This window comes from Promicromonospora sp. NPDC050880 (assembly GCF_044456525.1).
Taxonomy (GTDB): Bacteria; Actinomycetota; Actinomycetes; order Actinomycetales; family Cellulomonadaceae; genus Promicromonospora.
Genome location: NZ_JBITFV010000001.1, coordinates 460,576 through 482,508, shown reverse-complemented (window position 1 = coordinate 482,508; position 21,933 = coordinate 460,576). Strand labels below are relative to the sequence as shown.

General features: G+C 74.7%; 19 protein-coding genes. 15 read left to right on the top strand and 4 right to left on the bottom strand.

What is annotated here, in order from left to right; translation table 11 throughout:
* Window positions 1-2 precede the first annotated feature (2 nt).
* From ACIBBF_RS02275 to ACIBBF_RS02250, 6 genes are all read left to right on the top strand, one after another.
* Window positions 3-926 carry an ABC transporter permease gene (locus ACIBBF_RS02275; protein ID WP_397410048.1) on the top strand — a complete coding sequence of 308 codons (924 nt, stop codon included), beginning with the start codon at window positions 3-5 and terminating at the stop codon, window positions 924-926.
* Window positions 927-940: 14 nt separating this feature from the next.
* Complete coding sequence (locus ACIBBF_RS02270; RefSeq protein ID WP_397410046.1) at window positions 941-2,068, top strand: ABC transporter ATP-binding protein; 1,128 nt, start codon at window positions 941-943, stop codon at window positions 2,066-2,068.
* Window positions 2,065-3,144 (top strand): ABC transporter ATP-binding protein, encoded by a 1,080-nt coding sequence (locus ACIBBF_RS02265; RefSeq protein WP_397410044.1) that lies wholly within the window; start codon window positions 2,065-2,067, stop codon window positions 3,142-3,144. The genes ACIBBF_RS02270 and ACIBBF_RS02265 overlap by 4 nt, the downstream gene beginning before the upstream one ends.
* Window positions 3,141-4,238: a LacI family DNA-binding transcriptional regulator gene (locus ACIBBF_RS02260; protein WP_397410042.1), complete on the top strand. Its 1,098-nt coding sequence runs from the start codon at window positions 3,141-3,143 to the stop codon at window positions 4,236-4,238. Before ACIBBF_RS02265 ends, ACIBBF_RS02260 begins: the two co-directional genes overlap by 4 nt.
* Window positions 4,235-5,845, top strand: a complete 1,611-nt coding sequence (locus ACIBBF_RS02255) for an FAD-dependent oxidoreductase (RefSeq protein ID WP_397410040.1) — start codon at window positions 4,235-4,237, stop codon at window positions 5,843-5,845. Before ACIBBF_RS02260 ends, ACIBBF_RS02255 begins: the two co-directional genes overlap by 4 nt.
* 164 nt (window positions 5,846-6,009) lie before the next feature.
* Window positions 6,010-7,608, top strand: coding sequence for a cellulase family glycosylhydrolase (locus tag ACIBBF_RS02250; RefSeq protein ID WP_397410038.1), 1,599 nt, complete (start codon window positions 6,010-6,012; stop codon window positions 7,606-7,608).
* A 45-nt stretch (window positions 7,609-7,653) separates the two neighbouring features.
* Here ACIBBF_RS02250 and ACIBBF_RS02245 read toward each other — a convergent pair whose 3' ends face one another.
* Window positions 7,654-8,337 carry an SDR family NAD(P)-dependent oxidoreductase gene (locus tag ACIBBF_RS02245; protein ID WP_397410036.1) on the bottom strand — a complete coding sequence of 228 codons (684 nt, stop codon included), beginning with the start codon at window positions 8,335-8,337 and terminating at the stop codon, window positions 7,654-7,656.
* 101 nt (window positions 8,338-8,438) lie between these two features.
* Between ACIBBF_RS02245 and ACIBBF_RS02240 the strand changes: the two genes are divergently transcribed.
* The 4 genes from ACIBBF_RS02240 (at window position 8,439) to ACIBBF_RS02225 (ending at window position 11,889) form a co-directional block, all read left to right on the top strand.
* Entirely contained in the window at window positions 8,439-9,284 is an 846-nt protein-coding gene (locus ACIBBF_RS02240; RefSeq protein ID WP_397410034.1) for a helix-turn-helix transcriptional regulator, read from the top strand.
* 93 nt (window positions 9,285-9,377) lie between these two features.
* Window positions 9,378-10,184, top strand: coding sequence for a lysostaphin resistance A-like protein (locus ACIBBF_RS02235; RefSeq protein WP_397410032.1), 807 nt, complete (start codon window positions 9,378-9,380; stop codon window positions 10,182-10,184).
* On the top strand, window positions 10,184-11,143 hold the full coding sequence (locus ACIBBF_RS02230) for an ATP-binding cassette domain-containing protein (RefSeq protein WP_397410030.1): 960 nt from the start codon (window positions 10,184-10,186) through the stop codon (window positions 11,141-11,143). The genes ACIBBF_RS02235 and ACIBBF_RS02230 overlap by 1 nt, the downstream gene beginning before the upstream one ends.
* Window positions 11,140-11,889, top strand: coding sequence for an ABC transporter permease (locus tag ACIBBF_RS02225; protein ID WP_397410028.1), 750 nt, complete (start codon window positions 11,140-11,142; stop codon window positions 11,887-11,889). Before ACIBBF_RS02230 ends, ACIBBF_RS02225 begins: the two co-directional genes overlap by 4 nt.
* Here the strand turns inward: ACIBBF_RS02225 and ACIBBF_RS02220 are convergent.
* Window positions 11,873-15,022 carry a BTAD domain-containing putative transcriptional regulator gene (locus ACIBBF_RS02220; protein ID WP_397410026.1) on the bottom strand — a complete coding sequence of 1,050 codons (3,150 nt, stop codon included), beginning with the start codon at window positions 15,020-15,022 and terminating at the stop codon, window positions 11,873-11,875. The two genes, ACIBBF_RS02225 and ACIBBF_RS02220, sit on opposite strands and share 17 nt — an antisense overlap.
* A gap of 76 nt (window positions 15,023-15,098) precedes the next feature.
* Window positions 15,099-15,914 carry an alpha/beta fold hydrolase gene (locus tag ACIBBF_RS02215; RefSeq protein WP_397410024.1) on the bottom strand — a complete coding sequence of 272 codons (816 nt, stop codon included), beginning with the start codon at window positions 15,912-15,914 and terminating at the stop codon, window positions 15,099-15,101.
* Between the two features lie 88 nt (window positions 15,915-16,002).
* Here ACIBBF_RS02215 and ACIBBF_RS02210 point away from each other — a divergent pair, with 88 nt between their 5' ends.
* The 5 genes from ACIBBF_RS02210 to ACIBBF_RS02190 all read left to right on the top strand — a co-directional run bounded on the left by ACIBBF_RS02210 (window position 16,003) and on the right by ACIBBF_RS02190 (window position 20,285).
* Entirely contained in the window at window positions 16,003-16,947 is a 945-nt protein-coding gene (locus ACIBBF_RS02210; protein ID WP_397410022.1) for a Ppx/GppA family phosphatase, read from the top strand.
* 358 nt (window positions 16,948-17,305) lie between these two features.
* Complete coding sequence (locus tag ACIBBF_RS02205; RefSeq protein WP_397410020.1) at window positions 17,306-17,935, top strand: hypothetical protein; 630 nt, start codon at window positions 17,306-17,308, stop codon at window positions 17,933-17,935.
* Window positions 17,919-18,494, top strand: coding sequence for a phage holin family protein (locus ACIBBF_RS02200; protein ID WP_397410018.1), 576 nt, complete (start codon window positions 17,919-17,921; stop codon window positions 18,492-18,494). Before ACIBBF_RS02205 ends, ACIBBF_RS02200 begins: the two co-directional genes overlap by 17 nt.
* The gene (locus tag ACIBBF_RS02195; RefSeq protein ID WP_397410016.1) at window positions 18,491-19,087 is read left to right on the top strand and encodes a DUF3618 domain-containing protein; all 597 of its coding nucleotides are present in this window, start codon (window positions 18,491-18,493) and stop codon (window positions 19,085-19,087) included. Before ACIBBF_RS02200 ends, ACIBBF_RS02195 begins: the two co-directional genes overlap by 4 nt.
* Window positions 19,088-19,181: 94 nt before the next feature.
* Window positions 19,182-20,285: a YihY/virulence factor BrkB family protein gene (locus ACIBBF_RS02190; protein WP_397410014.1), complete on the top strand. Its 1,104-nt coding sequence runs from the start codon at window positions 19,182-19,184 to the stop codon at window positions 20,283-20,285.
* On the opposite strand, the gene ACIBBF_RS02185 is transcribed toward ACIBBF_RS02190, so the two are convergent.
* A complete protein-coding gene (locus ACIBBF_RS02185) occupies window positions 20,242-21,852 on the bottom strand; it encodes an NAD-dependent epimerase/dehydratase family protein (RefSeq protein ID WP_397410012.1) in 1,611 nt (536 codons plus the stop codon). The genes ACIBBF_RS02190 and ACIBBF_RS02185 overlap by 44 nt on opposite strands.
* Between the last annotated feature and the right edge of the window lie 81 nt (window positions 21,853-21,933).

Below are 21,933 nucleotides of genomic sequence, written 5' to 3'. Positions count from 1 at the left end.
CAATGAGAACGGGACTGCTGAAGGGATGGAAGGTCCGCGTCGGCCTCTCGGTCATCGGATTCTTCGTGCTCCTGGCGATCCTCGGCCCGTGGCTGACGGCGAGCATCCCCGGCCTCGACCCGCGCGCCAACGACCTCACCGCCATCGGCCGGCCGCCCAGCGCCGAGCACTGGCTCGGCACCACCCAGTTCGGCCAGGATGTGCTGGCCCAGACCATCGAGGGCGCCCGCGGCTCCCTGTTCGTCGGGTTCCTCTCGGCCGTGATCGGCACGGCGCTCGCGATCCTCGTCGGCCTGCCCGCCGGCTACTTCGGCGGCCGCACGGACGCCTGGCTCAACTTCCTGTCCAACCTGTTCATCGTCATGCCCGTGCTGCCGCTGATCCTCATCGTCGCCGGCTACATGCAGGGCACGGGGCTGTGGGTGATCGCGCTGATCATCGGCTTCTTCGGCTGGTCGGGCGGCGCCCGGACCATCCGCGCGCAGGCCATGAGCGTGAGCAACCGCGACTTCGTGCTCGCCATGCGCACCCTCGGCGAGCCGCACCACCGGCTCCTGTTCCACGAGGTGCTGCCGCACCTGACCGGCTGGATCGCCGCGATGTTCCTCTCGGGCGTCATCGGCGGCGTCATGGCCGAGGCCGGACTCGCGTTCCTCGGCATCTCCGACTCCGGCGCGATCAGCTGGGGCACCATGATCCAGGCCGCCCAGCAGCAGAGCGCCGTGCTGCGCGGCATGTGGTGGTGGTTCGTGCCGCCGGGGCTGTGCATCGCGCTGGTTGCGACGGCCGCGACGCTGGTGAACTTCGGCGTCGACGAGCTGGCCAACCCCAAGCTGCGCACGGTACGGCGCTCCGTGGTGCGCCGTGCCCACGACCGTGCTGCCGAGACGACCGCCGCCGAGACCACCGTAGGGAGCGATGCCTGATGGTCACCCAGTTCGTGCCTGACACCGATCGGTCCGACGCCGGGACCACCTCCGCGCGCGGAGCGGATGGCGACGTCCTGCACGTCTCCGGCCTCACCGTCGAGTACGTGACCGACGGCGACCCCGTGCGCGCCTGCGCCGACGTCACGTTCACGCTGCGCCGCGGCGAGATCCTCGGCGTCGCGGGCGAGTCCGGCTCCGGCAAGTCCACCCTGATCACGGCTCTCACGAGGCTGCAGCGCCCGCCCGCCGTCACGACAGCGGGCAGCATCGTGTTCCACCCGCGCGACGCCGGCCCCGCGATCGACCTGGTCACCGCGAGCCCCAAGGCCTTGCGGGCGCTGCGCTGGACGTCCCTGTCGATCGTGCTGCAGAGCGCCATGGACGCCCTCAACCCCGTGATGCGGCTCGGCGCGCAGTTCGCCGACGCCCTGCGCACCCACGACCGGACCCTCAGCAAGGACGCCGCCTGGGCGCGCGCCGCCGAGCTGCTCGCCACGGTCGGCATCTCGGGGGACCGGGCACGCAGCTACCCGCACGAGCTGTCCGGCGGTATGCGCCAGCGCGCCAGCATCGCGCTGGCCCTCGCGTGCGGCCCGGAGCTGGTGGTCATGGACGAGCCGACGACGGCGGTCGACGTCGTCATGCAACGGCAGATCCTGGCCCAGGTGCTCCGGCTGCGCCGCACGTTGGGGTTCGCCGTCGTCTTCGTGACGCACGACCTGTCGCTGCTGCTGGAGCTCGCCGACCGCATCGCCGTCATGTACGCCGGGCGGATCGTGGAGCTCGGCACCGCGCGGGAGCTCTACGACGACCCGCGCCACCCGTACACCCGCGGCCTGCGCGACTCGTTCCCGCCGCTGCACGCGCCCCTGACACGGCTCACCGGGATCCCGGGCACGCCGCCCGACCTGCGTCGTCCGCCGTCCGGCTGCCCGTTCCACCCGCGGTGCGCGGCTCGGTTCCAGGGGTGCGACACGCACCGGCCGGAGCTGGTCACCCTCGGGCGGCCGGCGGAGGGCGGGCACGCCGTCGCGTGCCGGTTGCACGAGCCGGCCGCGAGACCCGGCCCGGCACCTGACTCGGCACCTGACTCGGCACCTGACCCGGCGGCTGTCCGGACCGAAGGAGGAGCGTCATGACCGCGACCACCCCCGCGCCGTCGGCCCCCGTCGCCGCGCCGGAACCACCCGTGCTGTCCGCCGTCGACGTGACCAGGCACTTCACGGTGCGCTCCGCCGTCGGCGCCCGGTCCGTGGTGCGCGCCGTCGAGGGCGCCACGCTCGACCTGCACCGCGGCCGGGTCGTGGCGCTGGTGGGGGAGTCGGGCAGCGGCAAGACGACGCTGGCCCGGCTGCTCGCCGGGTTCTACGCGCCCACGAGCGGCGAGATCGCCCTGGAGGGCGTGCCGGTGCGGCAGCGCCGCGGGCGCGTGGAGCGCGGCTACCACAAGGACGTCCAGCTCATCTTCCAGGACCCGTTCGGCTCCCTGAACCCGCTGCACCGCGTGCGGCACAACCTGGAGCGTCCCCTCAGGCTGCACCACGGGGTGCGTGGCACGGCGGAGCTGGACCGGCGGGTGCGGGAGCTGCTGGAGCGCGTGGCCCTGACGCCCGCCGAGCAGTACGCCGACAAGTTCCCCCACGAGCTCTCCGGCGGGCAGCGCCAGCGCGTCGTCATCGCCCGCGCCCTGGCCGTGGAGCCCAAGGTGCTGCTGGGCGACGAGCCCATCTCGATGCTCGACGTGTCCATCCGCCTGGAGATGCTCAACCTGCTCGACCGGCTGCGCACCGAGGACGGCCTGGCGCTGCTCTACATCACGCACGACATCGCCAGCGCCCGCTACCTGTGCGACGACGTCGTGGTCATGTACGCGGGCGAGATGGTCGAGGGCGGGCCCAAGGAGCAGGTCATCGCCGACCCGCAGCACCCCTACACCCGGCTGCTCGTGGACTCGTCGCCCGACCCGGACCGCGGCGCCCGCGACCGGGAGGCGCTGTTCGACGCCGACGCCGACGGCCTGGGCGAGCCGCCCAGCCTCATCGACCCGCCGCCCGGCTGCCGGTTCCACCCACGCTGCCCGTTCGCCATGGACGTCTGCCGCACGCAGGCCCCGCCGCGCGCCGACCTCGGCGACGGGCGCTGGACCCGCTGCTGGCTGCACGCCGCCGGCCGCACCACGCCCGAGCCGTCAGAGCCCACCCAGGAGAACGAGTGACCACCACCCCGCGCCGCGCCCGGGCGCCCCGCCAGTCCGACGTCGCCCGCCTGGCCGGCGTCTCGCAGTCCGCCGTGTCCCGCGTGATCGGCGGCGACACCGACGCCGCGCGGATCCCCGAGGCCACCGTGCGGCGCATCCAGGACGCGATCAAGGAGCTGGGCTACGTGCCCAACCCGACGGCGCGCAAGCTGCGCACCGGCCGCAACCGCCTGCTCGGCGTGCACACCTTCGAGGCGGTGTTCCCGCGGGCGCGCGAGGACTTCTACTTCGAGTTCCTGCTCGGCATCGAGGAGCGCGCCGAGGAGATCGACCACGACCTGGTGCTGTTCACCTCCACGGGCGGTAGCGACGGTCGGCGCCGCGTCTACCGGGACGGCGTCAACCGCCTCAACGTGGCCGACGGCGCGGTGCTGCTCGGCGTGGCCGCCGACCGCGCCGAGCTGGCCCGGCTGGAGGCCGACGGGTACCCCTTCGTGCACATCGGCCGCCGCGAGGTGCCCGGCACCCGCATCACGTGCGTCGTGCCCGACTACGAGTCGGCCGCCGCCGCCATCGTCGACCGGCTGGCCGACCTCGGGCACGAGCGGATCGGCTACCTGCGCGCCGGCATCGACGAGGAGTCCTACGCGGACCGCCGGCGGGGCTACGAGTCCGCCGTCGCGCGGCGCGGCCTGCGGGACGTGTCGCCGGCGAGCCCGGGCCTGGAGGGCGCGGGCCTCGACACCGCCGGGCCGGGCACGGCATGGCTCGACGCCGTGGCCGACGGACGCGTCACCGCGGTGGTCGCCGACGCCGAGTGGCTGGCCAACCCGCTCGCCGAGCGGCTCGCGGCGCGCGGGCTGACCATCCCGCGCGACGTCTCCGTCGCCGTCCTGGAAGGCGTCGGACCCGACGCCGCCGTGCGCTGGGACTGCCTGCAGATCCCGCGCCGCGAGGTGGGCCGCCTCGCCATCGACACGCTCGTCGGCATGCTCGACCAACCCGGCGAGCCGGTGGCGGACGTACTCGTGGAGTGCGTCGTCGTCGAGGGCGAGACCGTGGCCGCGCCGCCGGCCAGACCATCAGCACCGACGAAGGGGAACGCCGGATGAGCGCGGGGACGAGAGAGCGCAAGACCGACGTACTGATCGTCGGCGGAGGCATGGGCGGCGTGGCCGCCGCGCTGACCGCGGCCCGGCTGGGCCGGCGGGTAGTGCTGACCGAGCCCACCGAGTGGCTCGGCGGTCAGCTCACCGCCCAGGCCGTGCCGCCCGACGAGCACACCTGGATCGAGGAGCGCTACGCCCCGCCCGGCTACGCCGAGCTGCGCCGCCGCGTGCGCGACTACTACCGGCGCAACTACCCCCTGACGCCGCGCGCCGCCGCCGACCCGCTGCTGGACCCCGGCCTCGGCATCGTCAGCCACCTGTGCCACGAGCCGCGCGTCGCCGCCGCCGTGCTGGAGGAGATGGTCGCGCCCTGGCGCGCGGGCGGGCAGATCGAGCTGCTGCTGTGCCACGAGCCCGTCACGGCCCACACCTCCGGTGACGAGGTGGACGCCGTGACCCTGCGCGACACGCGCACGGGCACCGAGACCACCGTCCAGGCCGACTACGTCGTGGACGCCACCGAGCTCGGCGACCTGCTCGACCTCGCGGGCGTCGAGCACGTGGTCGGCGCCGAAGGACAGGACGAGACCGGCGAGCCGCACGCCCCCGCCGTCGCCGACCCGCTCGACCAGCAGGCGATCTCCTGGTGCTTCGCCCTGGAGCACCGGCCCGGCGAGGACCACACGATCGACCGCCCCGCCCGGTACGAGCACTGGCGCACCACCGTCGCCCCCTTCTGGCCCGGCCCGCAGCTCTCGTTCGACGACGTCGTGCCCATCACCCTGCAACGACGCACCTGGCGGCTGTTCGAGGCCGACCACGCCCGGGGTGCCCACTTCCCGCTGTGGACCTTCCGCCGGGTCCTGGCCCGCGACAACTTCGCCGACGGCGCCGTCCGCGACGTCACGATCGTCAACTGGCCCCAGATCGACTACTGGGCCGCGCCCCTGCTCGGCCCCGGCGTCGACGCCGCCGCCCGGGAATCGGCGCTCGCGGGCGCGCGCGACCTGTCGTTCTCGTTCCTGCACTGGCTCCAGACGGACGCGCCCCGGTCCGACGGCGGCACGGGCTACCCCGGCCTGCGTCTGCGCCCCGACGTCACCGGGACACCGGACGGCCTGGCCAAGACCCCCTACATCCGCGAGGCCCGGCGGATCCGGGCGGAGCTGACCGTGACGGAGCAGCACGTGGGCGTCCAGGCCCGGCCCGACGGCGCGGGCAGCGAGGTGTTCGGTGACACCGTGGGCCTGGGCCGCTACCGGATCGACCTGCACCCCAGCACGGCCGGGCGCTCCTACGTGGACATCGAGGCGTACCCGTTCCAGGTGCCGCTGGGCGCCCTGGTGCCGGTGCGGGTGGAGAACCTGCTGCCCGCGGGCAAGAACATCGGCACCACGCACATCACGAACGGCTGCTACCGGCTGCACCCCGTGGAGTGGGGCATCGGCGAGGCCGTCGGCGCCCTGGTCGCGTTCTGCCTGGACCGCGGCCTGCCGCCGCGCAAGGTGCGCAACGACCCCGCGCGGCTCGCGGACTACCAGCGGCTGCTGACCGGCACGCTCGGTATCACGCTCGCCTGGCCCGACCACATCCGCACCCACCGCGAGTGAGGGGAGGCAACTGACCGAACCCAGCGACTTCGGTCCGATGCGCTGAGATCGGTCGGTCAATCGACCGGTCTCAGGGCATCCGACCGATCTCGTCGTGCTGTTCCCATCTGTGCCATGTCTTGTACCAGCTCGACCGCTCGTTCGACGAAGAACGGAGAACCATCGTGCTGCGAAACATCCTGTTCAGGGGTCGCAGGCCCCAGCCCACCAGCCCGTCTTCCGACGTCTCCCGCCCCGCCGTCCGCCCGCCGCGGCGCAAGCCGGCACGGCCCGCGGCCGTCGCGTCCGCGCTCGCGCTGGTCGTGGCGGGTCTGGGGCTCGCGGTCCCCGCGGCGGGAGCAGCCGGCGCGGCGTCCGCCGACGTCGTGCGCGCCGAGGTCGCGCCCGCCGGCCTGTCGCCCGACGCCGCCCCCGCCGCCGTCTCCCGGCTCGGCACCTCGGGCAACACGATCGTCGACGCGTCGGGCACGCCCGTGCAGCTGCGCGGCGTGTCCGTGCTCGCCCCGCGGCACAACGCCGAGTGCCCCGAGTGCAACCCGAAGCCGATCTCCGACGTGATCGACATGACCGTGTCCGACGGCTGGCAGTCCGACGTGGTGCGCCTGCCGGTCACGGTCTGGGGTTCGCTGACCGTCGAGGAGAACGTGGCCCGGTACGTCGACCCGTACGTGCAGCAGGCCGTCGAGCTGGGCGTCTACATCATCGTGGACCTGCACCACGTGTCCGACTACGGCAGCACCGGGGTGCCGCAGTCCGCCGTCTCGGAGTTCTGGGACTACGTGGCGCCGCTGTACGCCGACGTGCCGAACGTGATCTACGAGGTCTTCAACGAGCCCGTCGCCCCGGCGAGCTGGGCCACGTGGAAGTCGTACATCCAGCCGGTCGTGGACGACATCCGGGCCGTCGCGCCCGAGACGCTGCTGCTCATGGGCAGCCCCCAGTGGAGCACCTACGTCAACCAGGCGGCGGCCGACCCGATCGCGGGCACCGACATCGCCTACGTCTACCACCTGTACCCCAACCAGGGGGACGCGACGGCCGCCAACCTCGACGCCAAGTTCGGCAACGCGGCCCAGCAGATCCCCGTCATCCTCACCGAGTTCGGCTGGAACCCGCCCGGCGAGTTCTCCGACCCGGTGGTCACCCAGGGCACGACGTCGGGCTGGGGCATCCCGCTGCGTCAGTACCTCGACGCCCGCCCGCACATCAGCTGGACGGCCTGGCTCTTCGACAACTACTGGAAGCCCCAGATGTTCGACCACGACTGGAACCTGCTCGGCGGTGAGCACCAGGGCGCCATGATCAAGGCCTGGCTCGCCGACCAGCCGTACGCGTCCCCGTGCGCTGACCATGCCGCGGTGGGGGCGACGGCGGTCGCCTCGTCGTCCGGGAGCAGCACCTCCGGCGCGGCCAAGGCGGTGGACGGCGACTGCACCAACGCCGGCCGCTGGCTCTCGGCGGAGGGCGACGCCGCACCCACCCTGACGATCACGCTCGACGCGCCCACCGTCGTGGACCAGATCGACGTGTACAGCGGGTTCGTGGGCGGTGGCTCGGTCAACGTGCTGCGCGACTTCACCGTCGAGGTGCACACGTCCGCCGGGTGGCAGCAGGCGGCGGCGTTCGACGACAACACGCTCGGCCTGGTCAGTGCGCCCGGTCCGGCCGCCGCCGTCGACCAGGTGCGCCTGGTGGTCACGGACCCGTCGAACTACACCCCCGACGTGGCCCGCGTGTTCGAGGTGGCGGTCCGCGCGGCCTGACGGCGCGCGCCGGGCGTGCGCGTGATCCGCACGCCCGGCGTCCGCTCACCAGCCCAGCTCGCCGTCGTCCTCCTGGAAGGTGCCCGTCGGCCCGTCCGGGCCGATGGTCGCCAGCCGCACGACCGTGCGTGCGCTGACCTCGACCGGGCGGCCGTGCGGGTTGGGCTGCCCGCCCAGCTCGGTGGCCGTGTAGCCGGGCTCCACCGCGTTGATCCGCACCTCCGGGACGGCGCGCGCGTACTGCACCGTGAGCATGGAGACGGCCGCCTTGCTCGCGCCGTACACGATCGCCGAGACCTGCGAGGCCGGGCGGTCGGGGGAGTGGTTGGCCCAGAACGAGCCCAGGGCGCTGGACACGTTCACCACCACCGGGTTCGCCGAGCGGCGCAGCAGCGGCAACGCCGCCTCGGTGACCCGGACGACGCCCACTGCGTTCGTGTCGAACACCGCCAGGGCGTCCGGGCCGTTCAGCGCGAGCAGCGCGATGCCGGCGTTGTTGACCAGCACGTCCAGCCCGCCCTCGGCCTCGAGGCGCGTGAACGCGGCCGCGACGGACGCGTCGTCCGTGACGTCGAGCCGCACCCAGCGGGCCCCGAGCTCGGCGGCCACCGCGCGGCCCGCGTCCTCGTCCCGGGCACCCACGTAGACGGTGTGCCCGGCGGCGACGAGCTGGCGGGCCGTTTCCTTGCCGAGGCCGCGCGTGGCCCCGGTGATCAGTGTCGTTGTCATGCCTCCAGCGTCGGCCGCCCGGCGCGGGACAGGGAGCCGTCCCGTTGTCGTAGGACCACCAGGGCCAGGACAACCCCGCCCCGCCCGCGCACACTGGGACCGTGGACGCCTGGGAGTTCGGCCGGATGGTGCGGCGGCGGCGCGACGCCGTCGCCCCCGAGGCCGTCGGCCTGCCGCGCGGACCCCGCCGCCGCGCCATGGGGCTGCGACGCGAGGAGCTCGCGGGCCTCGCCGGCATCTCCGCCGACTACCTGACCCGCCTGGAGCAGGGGCGGGCCGTCTCGCCGTCGGCCCAGGTCGTCGAGGCGCTCGCCCGCGCCCTGCGGCTGCCCGACGACGAACGCGACCTCCTGTACCGCTTGGCCGGGCACGCCGCACCCGGGCTCGACCTCGTGCCCCGGCACATCCCGCCCAGCGTGCAGCGTCTGCTCGACCGGCTCGACGGCACCGCCGTCGCCGTCTACGACGCCACGCAGACGCTGATCGTCGCCAACTCCCCCTACGACGCGCTCATGGGCGCCACCACGAGCTGGCGCGGCATCGAGCGCAACGCGCTGTGGCGGCACCTGGCCGGACCGGGCAGCCGCGTGGTGCACACCCCGCACGAGGAGGCCGACGTCGTGGCCCGTCTCGTCGCCGACCTGCACCTCACCGCCGCCCGGTACCCCGCCGACCCGGCCGTCGGCCGCCTCGTGCGCGACCTCGCCGCCGCCAGCCCGCGCTTCACCGAGCTCTGGGAGTCCGAGACCCCGGAGCTGCCCCGCGACACCTCCCGGCACAAGGTCGTCGACCACCCCGCCGTCGGCCGCATCGCGCTCGACTGCGACGTGCTCGTGGTGACCGCCGACGACCTGCGCCTCATGGTCTACACCGCCGAACCTGGCACGCCCGACGCCGAACGGCTGGCGCTCGCCGTGGTGCTGGGCACGCAGGAGCTCGTCGACTGACTCCCGCGCGCCGACACCCGCGCAGACACCGCCCCCACGCCGTGTCAGCGCCGTGTCAGGGTCGTGTCCGGACCGGCCGCAAACATCTGCGGCATGGACAACACACCGCACCCCACCGCCCTGCCGGGCGTCCGGCCGAACCGCTTCGCCGAGCTGCTGCTCGCCGACCGCCACTCCCTGCCCCTCTCGATCGCCCTGCACCTCGTCCCCGGCGTCCTGATCGTCGCGGTCTACCTGCTGCTCGCCCAGCCGCTCATGCGGGCCCTCGACCTTCCGTCGTTCCTCGGCTGGGCGATCGCCCTGACCGTGGTGCTCTTCCCGCTCCAGGGACTCCTGCTGTGGCTGGGCCGCCGGCGCACCGGCCGGTACTCGCTGCGCGGCGTGCTGGGCTACCTGGACAAGCCGGTGCCGCGCGGCCGCCTCGTGGCCATGGTCGCGGGCCTGATCGTGTGGTTCGTGGTCGTCTCGTCGCTGCTCACCGCCCTCGACGCCGTCGTGTACGACGCGTTCTTCACGTGGATCCCGTTCGACGACGCGGGCGCCAGCGCCACCACCTACCTGGACGGCACCGACCGCACGGTCATGATCGCCACCCTGGCCGCGTCCATCCCGTTCACCGGGTTCACGCTGCCGCTCATCGAGGAGTACTGGTTCCGCGGGTTCCTCCTGCCGCGGATCGCGCACCTCGGCGCCTGGGCGCCGGTGCTCAGCACGGTGCTGTTCTCGCTCTACCACCTGTGGTCGCCGTGGGTGTTCCTGTCCCGCGTGATCTTCTTCTTCCCCGGACCCTGGTTCGTCTGGAAGAAGCAGGACCTGCGCCTGTCCATCGGCATGCACGTCGGCACCACCCTGCTGATGTCGACCGGCGGCACCGTCGCGCTGCTGCTGGGGGCCATGTGATGACGACGCCGGCCATCGCGGTCTCCGGGCTGCGCAAGACGTTCAAGGACAAGACGGTGCTCGACGGCGTGGACCTCGCCGTCGAGGAGGGCACGATCTTCTCCCTCCTCGGCCCCAACGGCGCCGGCAAGACCACCACTGTCAACGTGCTCACCACGCTCGTACGGGCCGACGGCGGCACGGCCCGGGTGGCCGGGCACGACCTGGCGACGCAGGCCCGGGCGGTGCGTGCCGCCATCGGCGTCACCGGCCAGTTCGCCGCCGTGGACGAGCTGCTCACCGGGCGGGAGAACCTGGAGCTCATGGTGGACCTGAACCGGTCCGCGGCCGGCGGCCGGCACGTGGTCGCCGACCTGCTGGAGCGGTTCGAGCTGACCGGGTCGGCGGACAAGCCGGCGGCCACCTACTCGGGCGGCATGCGCCGCAAGCTCGACCTGGCGATGACGCTCGTGGGCGACCCCCGGATCATCTTCCTGGACGAACCGACCACGGGCCTGGACCCGCGCAGCCGGCGCACCATGTGGTCGATCATCCGCGACCTCGTGGCCGACGGCGTCACCATCTTCCTCACCACGCAGTACCTGGAGGAGGCGGACCAGCTCGCCGACCGGATCGCCGTCCTCGACCACGGCCGCATCGTCGCCCAGGGCACCGCCGCCGAGCTCAAGCGCCTGGTGCCCGGCTCCCACGTGCGGCTCCGGTTCGCCTCGGCGGCCGAGCTCGACGCCGCGGCCCGGGTCCTGGCGGACGCCACACCCGACGACGCCGAGCTGACCCTGCGCGTGCCCGGCGACGGCGGCACCCGGTCGCTGCGGGCCCTGCTGGACCGGCTCGACGAGTACGCGCTGAGCGCCCAGGAGCTCTCCGTGCACACCCCCGACCTCGACGACGTGTTCCTCGCCCTGACGGGCCACGTCCCGACCACCCCGACCACCCCGACCACGGAGGTAGCGCCATGAGCACCCGGCCCCACGCGCTCGTCATGCTGCGCCGCAACCTGAAGCACGTCGCCCGCAACCCGACCACCGTGTTCAACGCCGTCCTGATGCCGATCATCATCCTGCTGATGTTCGTGTACATGTTCGGCGACGCCTTCGACGTCGGCGTCGACTACGTCGACTACGCGACGCCCGGCCTCATGCTGCTGGCCGTCTGCTACGGCCTGGGCTCCACCGCGACGGCCGCGAACTCCGACATGACCAAGGGCATCATCAACCGGTTCAAGGTCATGGACGTCTCGCGCGGCGCGGTGCTGACCGGGCACGTGGTGACCAGCGTGCTGACCAACGTCGTGGCCGTCGCGGCCCTGGTCGGGGTGGCCCTGCTGCTCGGGTTCAGCCCGGCGGCCGGGCTCCTGGAGTGGCTCGGCGTGGCCGGCCTGGTGGTGCTGCTCGGGTGCGCCACGGGCTGGCTGACCGTCGCCCTCGGCCTGGCCGCACGCTCCCCGGAGACCGCCGGTCTGGCCTCCGTGCCGCTGGTGATGCTGCCGTTCTTCAGCAGCGCCATCGTCCCCGCCGACGCGATGGGGCCCGGCCTGGCGCAGTTCGCGCAGTACCAGCCGTTCACGCCGGTCATCGAGACCCTGCGGGGCCTGCTGGCCGGCACGCCGGACACGGGCGACGCGCTGCTGGCCGTCGGCTGGTGCGTGGCAATCGCCGTGGTCGGCTACGTCTGGGCCGGGGCCACGTTCACCCGGCGAGCGTGACCGCGACCAGCTCCGCCTGCTCGGCCTCCCGGCCCTGCCGGACCGCCTCGGCGAACCCCGCGTCGCCGAGGCGGTCCCGTGCCGCCGCCTCGATCCGGGCGAGGTCCGGCAGCACCCGGTAGTCCGGGTGCTCGTGCGTCCCCGCGCTCGCCCCGAGCAGGCGGGCCGCCTGCTCCACCTGGTCGCCGCGCAGCGCCAGGTCGGCGACGCCCACGATCGCGATGGCGGTCATCGGCGCGTGTCCCGTCTCCAGCGCGGCCCGGTACGCCGCCGCGTGGTGCTCGCGCGCCGTGCCCAGGTCCGTGGACAGGTACCCGAGCTGGTCGTGCGTCACCGCGCGGATGTGCGCGCCGTCGCCCTCGGGACCCCACAGCGCCGACGCCGCGGCCAGGTGGGCGCGGGCCTCCTCGGGCAGGCCGGCCCACCGGGCGAGCTCGGCCCGCGACAGCGCGAGCCCACCCAGCGTGCCCGGCCACGTGACCCGCCGCGCGTACCGCTCGGCCTCCGCCATGGCGGAGGCGCTCGCGTCGGCGTCGCCCAGGAGCCAGTGGAGGTGCGCCTGCCGGGTCCGGATCTGGATGAGGTCGTCGACGGCGCCCATCTCGGTGACCACCTCGGCCGCCTGCTCGTAGTGCGCGCAGGCACCGGCCAGATCACCGCACGCCGCGGCGTCGTCGGCCAGCTCGGACAGCGCGAACATGATGCCGAACCGCTCGCCCAGCGCCCGGAACTCGGCGAGGGCCACCCTCAGGTCGGCCACCCCGTCGTGCCCGGTGTCGCCGAGGACGAGGCGCAGCTTGCCGAGGTGGAGGCGGGCCAGCGCGCTGACCCAGGGGTCGGGGTCGTCCAGCACCTCCGCCCAGGCGGCCAGCCCGTCGGCCGGGTCGGCCAGCATGCGCTCCAGCGGCACGGTGAGCGGCAGCGCGGGGTGCGGCTGCTCGCTGGTGGTGCCGTACCGGTAGGCCTTGTGGATCCAGTCGGCGGCGGTGTGCTCGTCGCCCAGGCCCGAGCTCATGAACATGGACAGCAGGGCGTACACCCAGGCGCGGACGTCGTCGGGCACGTCGCCGGGCAGCTCGGTGGCCGCGACGATCAGGTCCATGCCCTCGGACTTGTGCCCGCTGAGCCACCAGTACCAGCCGGCGCCGGCGGCGAGGCGCATGGCGGCCGCGGCGTCGCGCTCGGCGAGCGCGAACCGCATGGCGGCGCCGATGTTGTCGTGCTCGGCGGCGAGCAGGGCGAGCCACGTGAGCTGCTCCGCGCGGCGCAGGTGCGGTTCGGCCCGCTCGGCGAGCCCGGTGAAGTGGGCGAGGTGCGCCTGCCGGGCCCGGTCTGTCTCGCCCGCCTCGGCCAGGCGCCCCGCGGCGTACTCCTTGATGGTGCCGAGCAGGCGGTACCGGGGCGCGCCGGCGCCGTCGGCCACCACGAGCGACTTCTCGGCCAGGGCCGTGAGCAGGTCGAGCACGTCCTCGGGCGCGACGGCGCCCCCGGAGCAGATCTCCTCGGCGGCCTCCAGGCTCGCGCCGCCCCAGAAGACGGCGAGGCGGCGCAGCACCGCACGCTCCGCGTCCGTGAGCGGCTCCCAGCTCCAGTCGACCACCGCGCGCAGGGTGCGGTGGCGGGGCAGGGCGGTGCGGCTGCCGCTGGTCAGCAGGCGGAAGCGGTCGTCGAGGCGGTCGGCGAGCTGGTCGATCGTCATGGTGCGCAGGCGCGCGGCGGCCAGCTCGATCGCCAGGGGCATGCCGTCCAGGACGCGGCAGACGCGCGCCGCCGTGTCCAGGGTGCTCTCGTCGAGCACGAGGTCCTGGCGCACGGCCGCCGCCCGGTCCCGCAGCAGCCGGACGGCGGGTGCCGCCTCGATCTCGCCGGGGCGGGCGTCGGCGTCCGGCAGCGGCAGCGGCAGCACCTGCCACAGCGCCTCGCCGGTGATGCCGAGCGGTTCCCGGCTCGTGGCCAGGATCCGCAGGCGGCGGCACTCGCCGAGCAACCGGTGGGCGAGCGCGGCCGCCTGCTCGACCACGTGCTCGCAGTTGTCCAGGACCAGCAGCAGCTCGCGCTCCCGGAGCGCCGACACGATCCGTTCCGCGGGGGTCGTGCTGCGTGCGTCGTGCGATCCCTCGCCGAGCAGTCCGTCGCGCAGCCCGAGTCCCGCCAGGACCGCCTGCCCGACGTCGCCGTCGGCGTCCAGTGCCGCGAGCTCGACCAGCCAGGCGCCGTCGGGCAGGTCGGGCAGCATCGCCCGCGCGGCCTCGGTGGCGAGCCGGGTCTTGCCGGCCCCACCGGGTCCGACCAGGGTGGTCAGCCGGTGCTCGCCGACGAGGTCGCGGACCACCGCGATGTCGTCGGCCCGGCCCACGAAGCTGGTCAGCTCGGCCCGCAGGTTGGTCCTGCGGTCCGTCTCCTGCGGCCCGAGCTCGCCGCGCAGCAGCGCCACGTGCAGCGAGGACAGCTCGGGCGAGGGGTCCACGCCGAGCGTGTCCGCCAGGGTCTCCCGCGTGCGCTGGTAGGCGAGCAGCGCCTCGTTCGCGCGGCCCGCGGCGGCGAGGGCGCGCATGAGCGACCCGACCAGCGGCTCGCGCGTGGGGTGCGCCGCGACGAGGTCGGTGAGCTCGTCGACGAGGTCGGCGCCGTGGCCGAGCCCGATCTCGGCGTCGATCCGTTCCTGGAGGGCGGCCAGGCGCAGCCCGTCGAGGCGGGTGGCCACCGCCGTCGCGGCCGGGCCCTCCAGCCCCGCGTCGGCCAGCGCCGGACCGCGCCACAGGGCCAGGGCGTCCCGCAGCAGCCGCACCCGTCCGGGACCCTCGGTGGCGCGGGCGCGGGCGAGGAGCTGTTCGAACCGGACGGCGTCGACGTCGTCGGGCGCCACGAGGAGCCGGTAGCCGGACGGGTGGCCCTCGACGGCGCCGTCCGGCAGCGTCTTGCGCAGGCGGGAGACCAGGCGCTGCAGGGCGCCGGCCGCGTCGTGCGGCGGCTCCTCGCCCCAGATCCGGTCGACGAGCGTGGACTTGGGCACCACCCGGCCCGGCTCGAGCGCCAGCGTGACGAGCAGCGCGCGCAGGCGCGCGCCGGGCACGTCGGCGACGACGCCGTCGTCCAGGCGTACCTCGAACGGTCCGATCAACCCGATCTGCACGCGCAGATCCTGCCACGCCGGGTGACCGTGCCTCCACCATGTCGCCGAAGGTCGGCCACCCGGGCGTCCTGCCCGGTCAGCGCCCCGCGTGGCCGAGGGCGGCGACCTCGCGGACGGCGTCGGCGACCGCGCGGAAGTCCTTCTTCAGGATCCAGTCGTGGTTGCTGGCGACCTTGGCGCTGATCTCGATGTTCGGGTTGCGCTCCAGCACCGGCCCGAGGCTGGCCCGGATCTTCTCCTGCTCGTCGCCCTTGCTGCCGAGCGACGCACCGGAGGCCAGCACGTAGCGCGTGGGCACCGTGACGGCGTCCAGGACCGGGCCGAGCGCGCGCTCGCTGCCGATCCGGCCGAGCTCGATGTTGCTCTCGGCCTGCTGCGCGGCGTTCAGCCGCGGGGTCAGGCCCGTGGGACGCAGCAGCCACGTGACCGGGCGCAGCAGCCGGAACAGCTTCCGGATGCGGCGCTCCATGGCCTCGTCCAGCCAGTCGTTCGGCTCGGCGCCCTCGACCAGCACCGCGCCCAGCGCGCGCCGCGGGTTGCGGCTGGCCCAGTGCGCCGCGGCGAAGGCCCCGTAGGACCAGCCCACCACGAGCGCCCGGTCGACGCCGCGCGCCGCCAGGACCACGTCGACGTCGCGGACCACGGACTCGAACGAGTAGTCCGCCGAGGGCTTCGACCGGCGCCCGCGGGCCCGCTCGTCGTAGGTGATGTGCCGGTAGCCGTCGCCGAGCTCGGCGATCACGCGGTCCCAGTACCCGAGGGTGGCGAACTGGCCGTTGAGGTAGATGACCGGGATGCCGCTGCCGCCGGAGTCGACGGTGTACAGGGCGGTGTCGTCGACCGGGACCATGCCCGACCACGGAGCACTGGGGGAGCTGCTGTTCGTCGTCATGCGGAGGACTCTGGCCGCACGCGCTGACACCGCCCTGACACGGCCCTGACACGCCGCGCCCGCCCACCGGCCCGGTAGCGTCTGTCCCATGCGTCTGGGCGTGCTCGACATCGGTTCCAACACGGGTCACCTGCTGGTGGTCGACGCCCACGGCGGCGCGGCGCCGCTGCCCGCGTCGTCGTTCAAGCAGCCGCTGCGGCTGGCGGAGCACCTCGACGACTCCGGCGCCGTGCGTCCCGCCGGCGTGGACGCGCTGGCGGAGTTCACCGCCCAGGCGATGCGCGTCGCGGAGGACCGGGGCTGCGCGCAGACGCTCGCGTTCGCCACCTCGGCGGTGCGCGACGCCGGCAACTCCGAGGACGTCCTGAAGACGGTGCTCGACCGCACCGGCGTGCGGCTGGAGGTGCTCAGCGGCGAGGACGAGGCCCGGCTGACCTTCCTGGCCGTGCGCCGCTGGTTCGGCTGGTCGGCCGGGCGGCTCGCCGTGTTCGACATCGGCGGCGGCTCCCTCGAGATCGCGGGCGGCTCCGACGAGGCACCCGACGCCGCCTGGTCCCTGCCGCTCGGGGCGGCCCGCCTGGCCCGGGCGCACTTCGCCTCGCCCGCCCTGCCCGACGCCGGGTCGCTGCGCGCCCTGCGCCGCGACCTGCGCGCGGACATCGCCCGCAACGCCGGGAGCCTGCTGCGCAGCGGGCGGCCCGACCGCGCGGCGGCGACCTCGAAGACGTTCCGGTCCCTGGCCCGGATCTGCGGGGCCGCGCCCGCGGGCGACGGGCCGCTGGTGCGGCGGGTGCTGCGCCTGGACACGCTGCGGGAGCGCGTCGAGGAGCTGACCACCATGGCACCGGACGCGCTGGCGGGGCTGCCGGGCGTCTCGCCGAGCCGGGCGCACCAGATCGTGCCGGGCGCGCTGGTGGCCGAGGCGTGCATGGACGTGTTCGACCTGGTCGAGCTGGAGATCTGCCCGTGGGCGCTGCGGGAGGGCGTGATCCTCCAGCGCCTCGACCAGCTCCCGCACCTCGGTGCCGCGTGACGTTGCTGTTGCCTGCCCCGCGGATCCAGGGCAGAGTCTGAGACGGCGCACCTCACACCGGCGTGAGGCGCGTCACCACCATGGGCTCTGCCGGGATGCCCGGTCGAGGTCCCCGCGGCGAGCCGCAGGGTCGAGGCGACTGCGCCGAAGCCGGCCGTCGCGACGGCGAACAGCCCCAGAACCGAGAGACCGGGCCGTCGTGCCCCTTCCCTTTTCGTGCTGGGTTGCGAGTGGCACGCACCCTCCTAGGTTGGTGAGTGGTCAGGAAGCGGCCGTACCGGTGGAGCACAGCCCGCCGTGGCACGTGCTCCACGACCTGCCGGGCCGGTCCCGGCGGGACGACGACAGGAGTCCGACCATGAGCCAGACGAACCTCCCGGGCGGTACGCCGTACGGCGCTCCGCCCGGCAGCCAGACGCCCCCGAGCCCGGCGCCCCCGAGCCAGGCGCCCGAGCCCCCGGGCGTCCAGGAACGGCTCGGCGAGGCGGCGTCGCGCGTGGGCGACGCGGGCCGCGAGACGGCCCGGGACGCCCGCGAGCGCGTGCACGACGTCGCCCACGAGGCGGGCGACCAGGCCCGCGGTCTTGCCGACCGCGCGACGTCCGAGCTGCGGTCCCGCATGGGTGACCAGCAGCGCAACCTCGCGGGCGGGCTCCGGTCCCTCGGCGACGAGCTGGGCCGGATGGCCGGCGCGGCCGAGGACCCGGGCTACGCGAGCGACCTGGTCGACCGGGCCGGGCAGGCCACCGGGCGCGTGGCCCGCTGGTTCGAGGACCGCGAGCCCGACGACGTGCTGCACGAGGTCGAGGCGTTCGCCCGTCGACGACCGGGCACGTTCGTGCTGATCGCCGCCGGGGCAGGCCTGCTCGCGGGCAGGCTGCTGCGCGGCAGCCGGGACGGTTCCGCGGACGACGACCCCGACGCCGGTCGCGCACCGGTCGCGGAGCCGGTGGCCACAGGAGGTGAGACCTATGCCGGGCGCACGTGACCCCTTCGGCACGTCCACCGTCGCCGAGCACACGCGGTCCGGACCCGACGGGGCTCGCGGGACCAGCCGGTCCGCGGGCGACCTGCCGAGCCTGGGCGAGCTCGTGAGCGAGGTCACCAGCGACCTGTCGACGCTGGTCCGGCAGGAGGTGGCGCTCGCCAAGGCCGAGGCGACGGAGTCGGCCCGGCGTGCCGGGAAGGGCGCCGGGATGTTCGGCGGCGCGGGCGTGGCGGGACACATGGTCCTGCTGTTCGGCTCGCTCGCCCTGTGGTGGGCGCTGGGGTCGGTCCTGGGCGGCGGCTGGGGTGCGCTCGTGGTCGCCGCGGTCTGGGCAGTGGTGGCGGCCGTGCTCGCGCTGCGCGGGCGGGCCGAGCTGCGGGCGGTCCGCGGCGTGCCGCAGACCGCCGAGACGGTCCGGAAGATCCCGGACGCCCTGCGTGGGCACGCCGACGAGCCGCGAGGAGACCACCCGCGAGGAGACCACCCGCGAGGAGACCACCCGCGAGGAGACCACCCGCGAGGAGACCACCCGCGACGAGACGAGGAGAGGAACGCATGAGCACCAACGATCCGGACGTGATCCGAGCAGACATCGAACGCACCCGGGCCGAGCTCAGCCACGACGTGGACATCCTGGGCGACAAGGTGCACCCCGGGCACGCGGTGCGCCGTCAGGCGGACCGGGCACGGTCCCGCATGGGCCGGGTGAAGGACCGGGTCATGGGCACGGCGCACGACACTACGCACTCCGCGCAGGCCGCCACGCACGACCTGGCGGACCGTGGCCGGGAGGCGGCGTCGTCGGTCGCCCACGGCGTGAGCGCGGCGCCGGACGCGGTGCGTGACCGGACGCGGGGCAACCCGCTGGTCGTGGGCCTGGTGGCCTTCGGCGCCGGGCTGGCGGCCGCGTCCCTGATCCCTGCCGGCCGCGCCGAGCGGCGTGCCGCGGCGGCGGTCGAGGAGAAGGCGGCCCCGCTGGTGGACGACCTGCGGACGACGGCGCGCGACGCTGTCCACGACCTGCAGGAACCGGCACGCGAGGGTGTCGACGCGGTCCGCGACGCGGCGAAGGACGCCGCACGGTCGGTCGGCGAGCACGGCCGGGAGGCGGCCGCCGACCTGCGCTCCGGCTCGGGCGGCTCCACGGCCTGAGCCGGTCGGCGCGCGACAGGTACCCCACGGCCGGCCCGTCGCCGGTCACCGGGACCGGCTCACCGCCGGTCCCGGACCCGTCCTGGGAGGCACCATGGCCCACATCGACGACACCGCGGCCCGCACCGGAGCCGACCCGGCGCCGGACGACCGGCGCAAACCCGACTCACCCCCGGACCTGAACCGCCGGACCTGGACGCACGTGCTGGGGTCCACGGTGCGGCAGTTCTCCCGGGACCAGTGCCTGGACCTCGCCGCGGGCCTGACGTACTACGCCGTGCTCGCGGCCGCGCCCGCACTGCTCGCGCTCGTGTCCGTGCTCGGGCTGGTGGGCAGCGGCGGGCAGGCCGTCGAGCGGGTGATCGGCACCCTGGAGGGCGTGGTGCCCCCGGACGTGCTGACCGTCGTCCAGCCGCTCGTCGAGAACGCCGCCGGGGCCGGGGGCCGGGCAGGCTTCGCCCTGATCCTCGGTGTCGTGCTGGCCCTGTGGTCGGCGTCCGGGTACGTCGGGGCGTTCGGGCGCGCGATGAACCGCGTCTACGGCATGGACGAGGGCCGTCCCGTCTGGAAGCTGCGCCCGGTGCTGCTGCTGGTCACGCTGGTGGCCGTGGTCATCGCGGCGCTGGTCGTGGCGGCGCTCGCGCTCAGCGGGCCGGTCGCGCGGGCCGTGGGCGACGCGGTCGGCCTGGGCACGACGGCGGTGACCGTCTGGAACGTCGCCAAGTGGCCGGTCGTGCTGGTGCTGGTCGTGGTGCTGGTGGCGATCCTCTACCACGTCACGCCGAACGTGCGGCAGCCGCGGATCCGCTGGGTCAGCGTGGGCGCGGTCGTCGCCATCCTGGGGTGGCTGGTGGCGTCGGCCGCGTTCGGGTTCTACGTGGCGACGTTCTCGAGCTACGACGCCACCTACGGGTCGCTGGCCGGCGTGATCGTGTTCCTGCTGTGGCTCTGGATCACCAACCTGGCCCTGCTGCTGGGGGCCGAGCTGGACGCGGAGCTGGAACGCGGCCGGGAGCTGCAGGGCGGGTTCGCGGCGGAGGAGGTGCTGCGGCTGCCGCCCAAGGACGCCCGTGCCAGCGAGAAGCGCGAGGCGAAGCGGCAGCGGGAGATCGAGCGCGGGCGAGAGCTGCGCGACGCGGCCCGGGAGGACCGGGCTACCCGCGCTCCGTCCCGTCCTCCGTCTGCCGACGGCTCGTGAACGCCCGCTCCCGGGCATAGGCGTGGAACCGGTCGAGCATCTCCACCTGCCGGTCGGCCTGGGCGATCAGCTCGTCGAGCTGCGCCGGGTCGAGGCCGAGCTCGTCGGCGTGGTCACGCAGCGTCTGCCAGCTGCCGATCGTGCCGAGCACCGCCGAGCGGACGACCTCCGCCTCGACCACCGGCGACAGCGGCGAGCGGTGCACCACGCGCCCGTTGAGCTTCAGCCGCCCGGCCCGCTCCGCGAGCCGGGCCGCCGCCTGCCGGTACCGCCGCGCGGGCACACCCAGGCGGTCCAGCAGGTCGCGGGAGAGCTCGCGCTGGCCGCGGAGCTGCTCGGTCACCTCGGCCAGCTCGGCGTGGAACGGTGTGTCCCGGTACCGGTCGGTCATCAGCTGGACGCGCTCCAGGGTCGCGGTCGCGACCGCCTGGTGGTCCGCGAGGTACAGACCCAGCAGGCCGCGGTCCATCGACGGCGGGACCCGGACGTCGCCGCGGTGCCGCAGGGGCAGCACGGAGTCGCCTGGCGGGCGGTGGGTGGCGGGGTGCAGGGGAGCGGACCGCAGGCCGCGCCCCACCGCCATGCCCGCCAGCAGGTCCTCGACGGCCTCGGCGGCGCTCCGGCGGGGCCGCCAGCCGAGCTCCGTGCGGATCCGCGACGTGTCCAGCACGGGCACGCTCGCGGCGAGGTCCAGCCAGCCGGGGTCCGCGCGGACCAGGTGGGCGTCGTGGGCGGCCACCAGCACCCCGCGGACGGCGCCGCGCGGCACCTCGACGAGCCGCCCGTGGCCCACCAGGCGAGCCAGGTCCGGTCCGTGCAGCACGTCGTCGGCCGCCACGTTGAACGCTCCGGCAGCCCGCTCGACGACCACGCGCCGGTAGGCGTCGGCGACGTCGTCGGCGTGGACCGCCTGCAGGCGCAGGCCAGCGGGCAGCGGGAGCAGCGGCAGGCGGCCGTACCGCAGCAGCCGCACCGGGACCAGCGGGCCCAGGAAGTACCGCACCACCGACTGGGCGGCGTCGCCCTGGAAGACGAGCGCGGGCCGCAGCCGGGCGACGGCGAGCTCCGGCCGGGCGGCCTCCAGCTCGTCCAGCACCCGTTCCTGGGCCGCCTTGTCCACGCTGTAGTGCGACGTCGGGATGCCGCGGGCGGGCCAGTCCTCGCGCCGCGGGGTGTCGTCGTCCACGGCGGAGTACGCCCCCACGGAGGACGCCACGACCAGGTGGGGCACTCCGGCGCGCACCACGGCGTCCGCCACGCGGCGCGTGCCCTCCACGTTGGTGCGGCGCAACAGGTCGCGGTCCCGGTTCGGCTGCACCAGCCAGGCCAGGTGCACCACGGCGTCCGCCCCGCGGAAGAGCTCGGCCAGCCGGGCGACCACCGGCTCGGGACCGTCGCCGGCGGCGATGTCCACCGACGCCCACCCGGCGTGCCGGTAGGGCTCGGCGCTCCGGTCCGGCAGACGCCGGGCCACGCCCAGCACGGAGGTGACCGCGGGCTCCTCGTGCAGCGCGCGCAGGAGTGCCGTCCCGGCGTTCCCGGTGGCCCCCACGACGACGATCCGCATGGAGCCACCGTCACACCCGGCGGTGCCGCTCGCATCCCGCGGCATGTCCCGTGCTACATCCCGTGCCATGTCCCGTGCCAT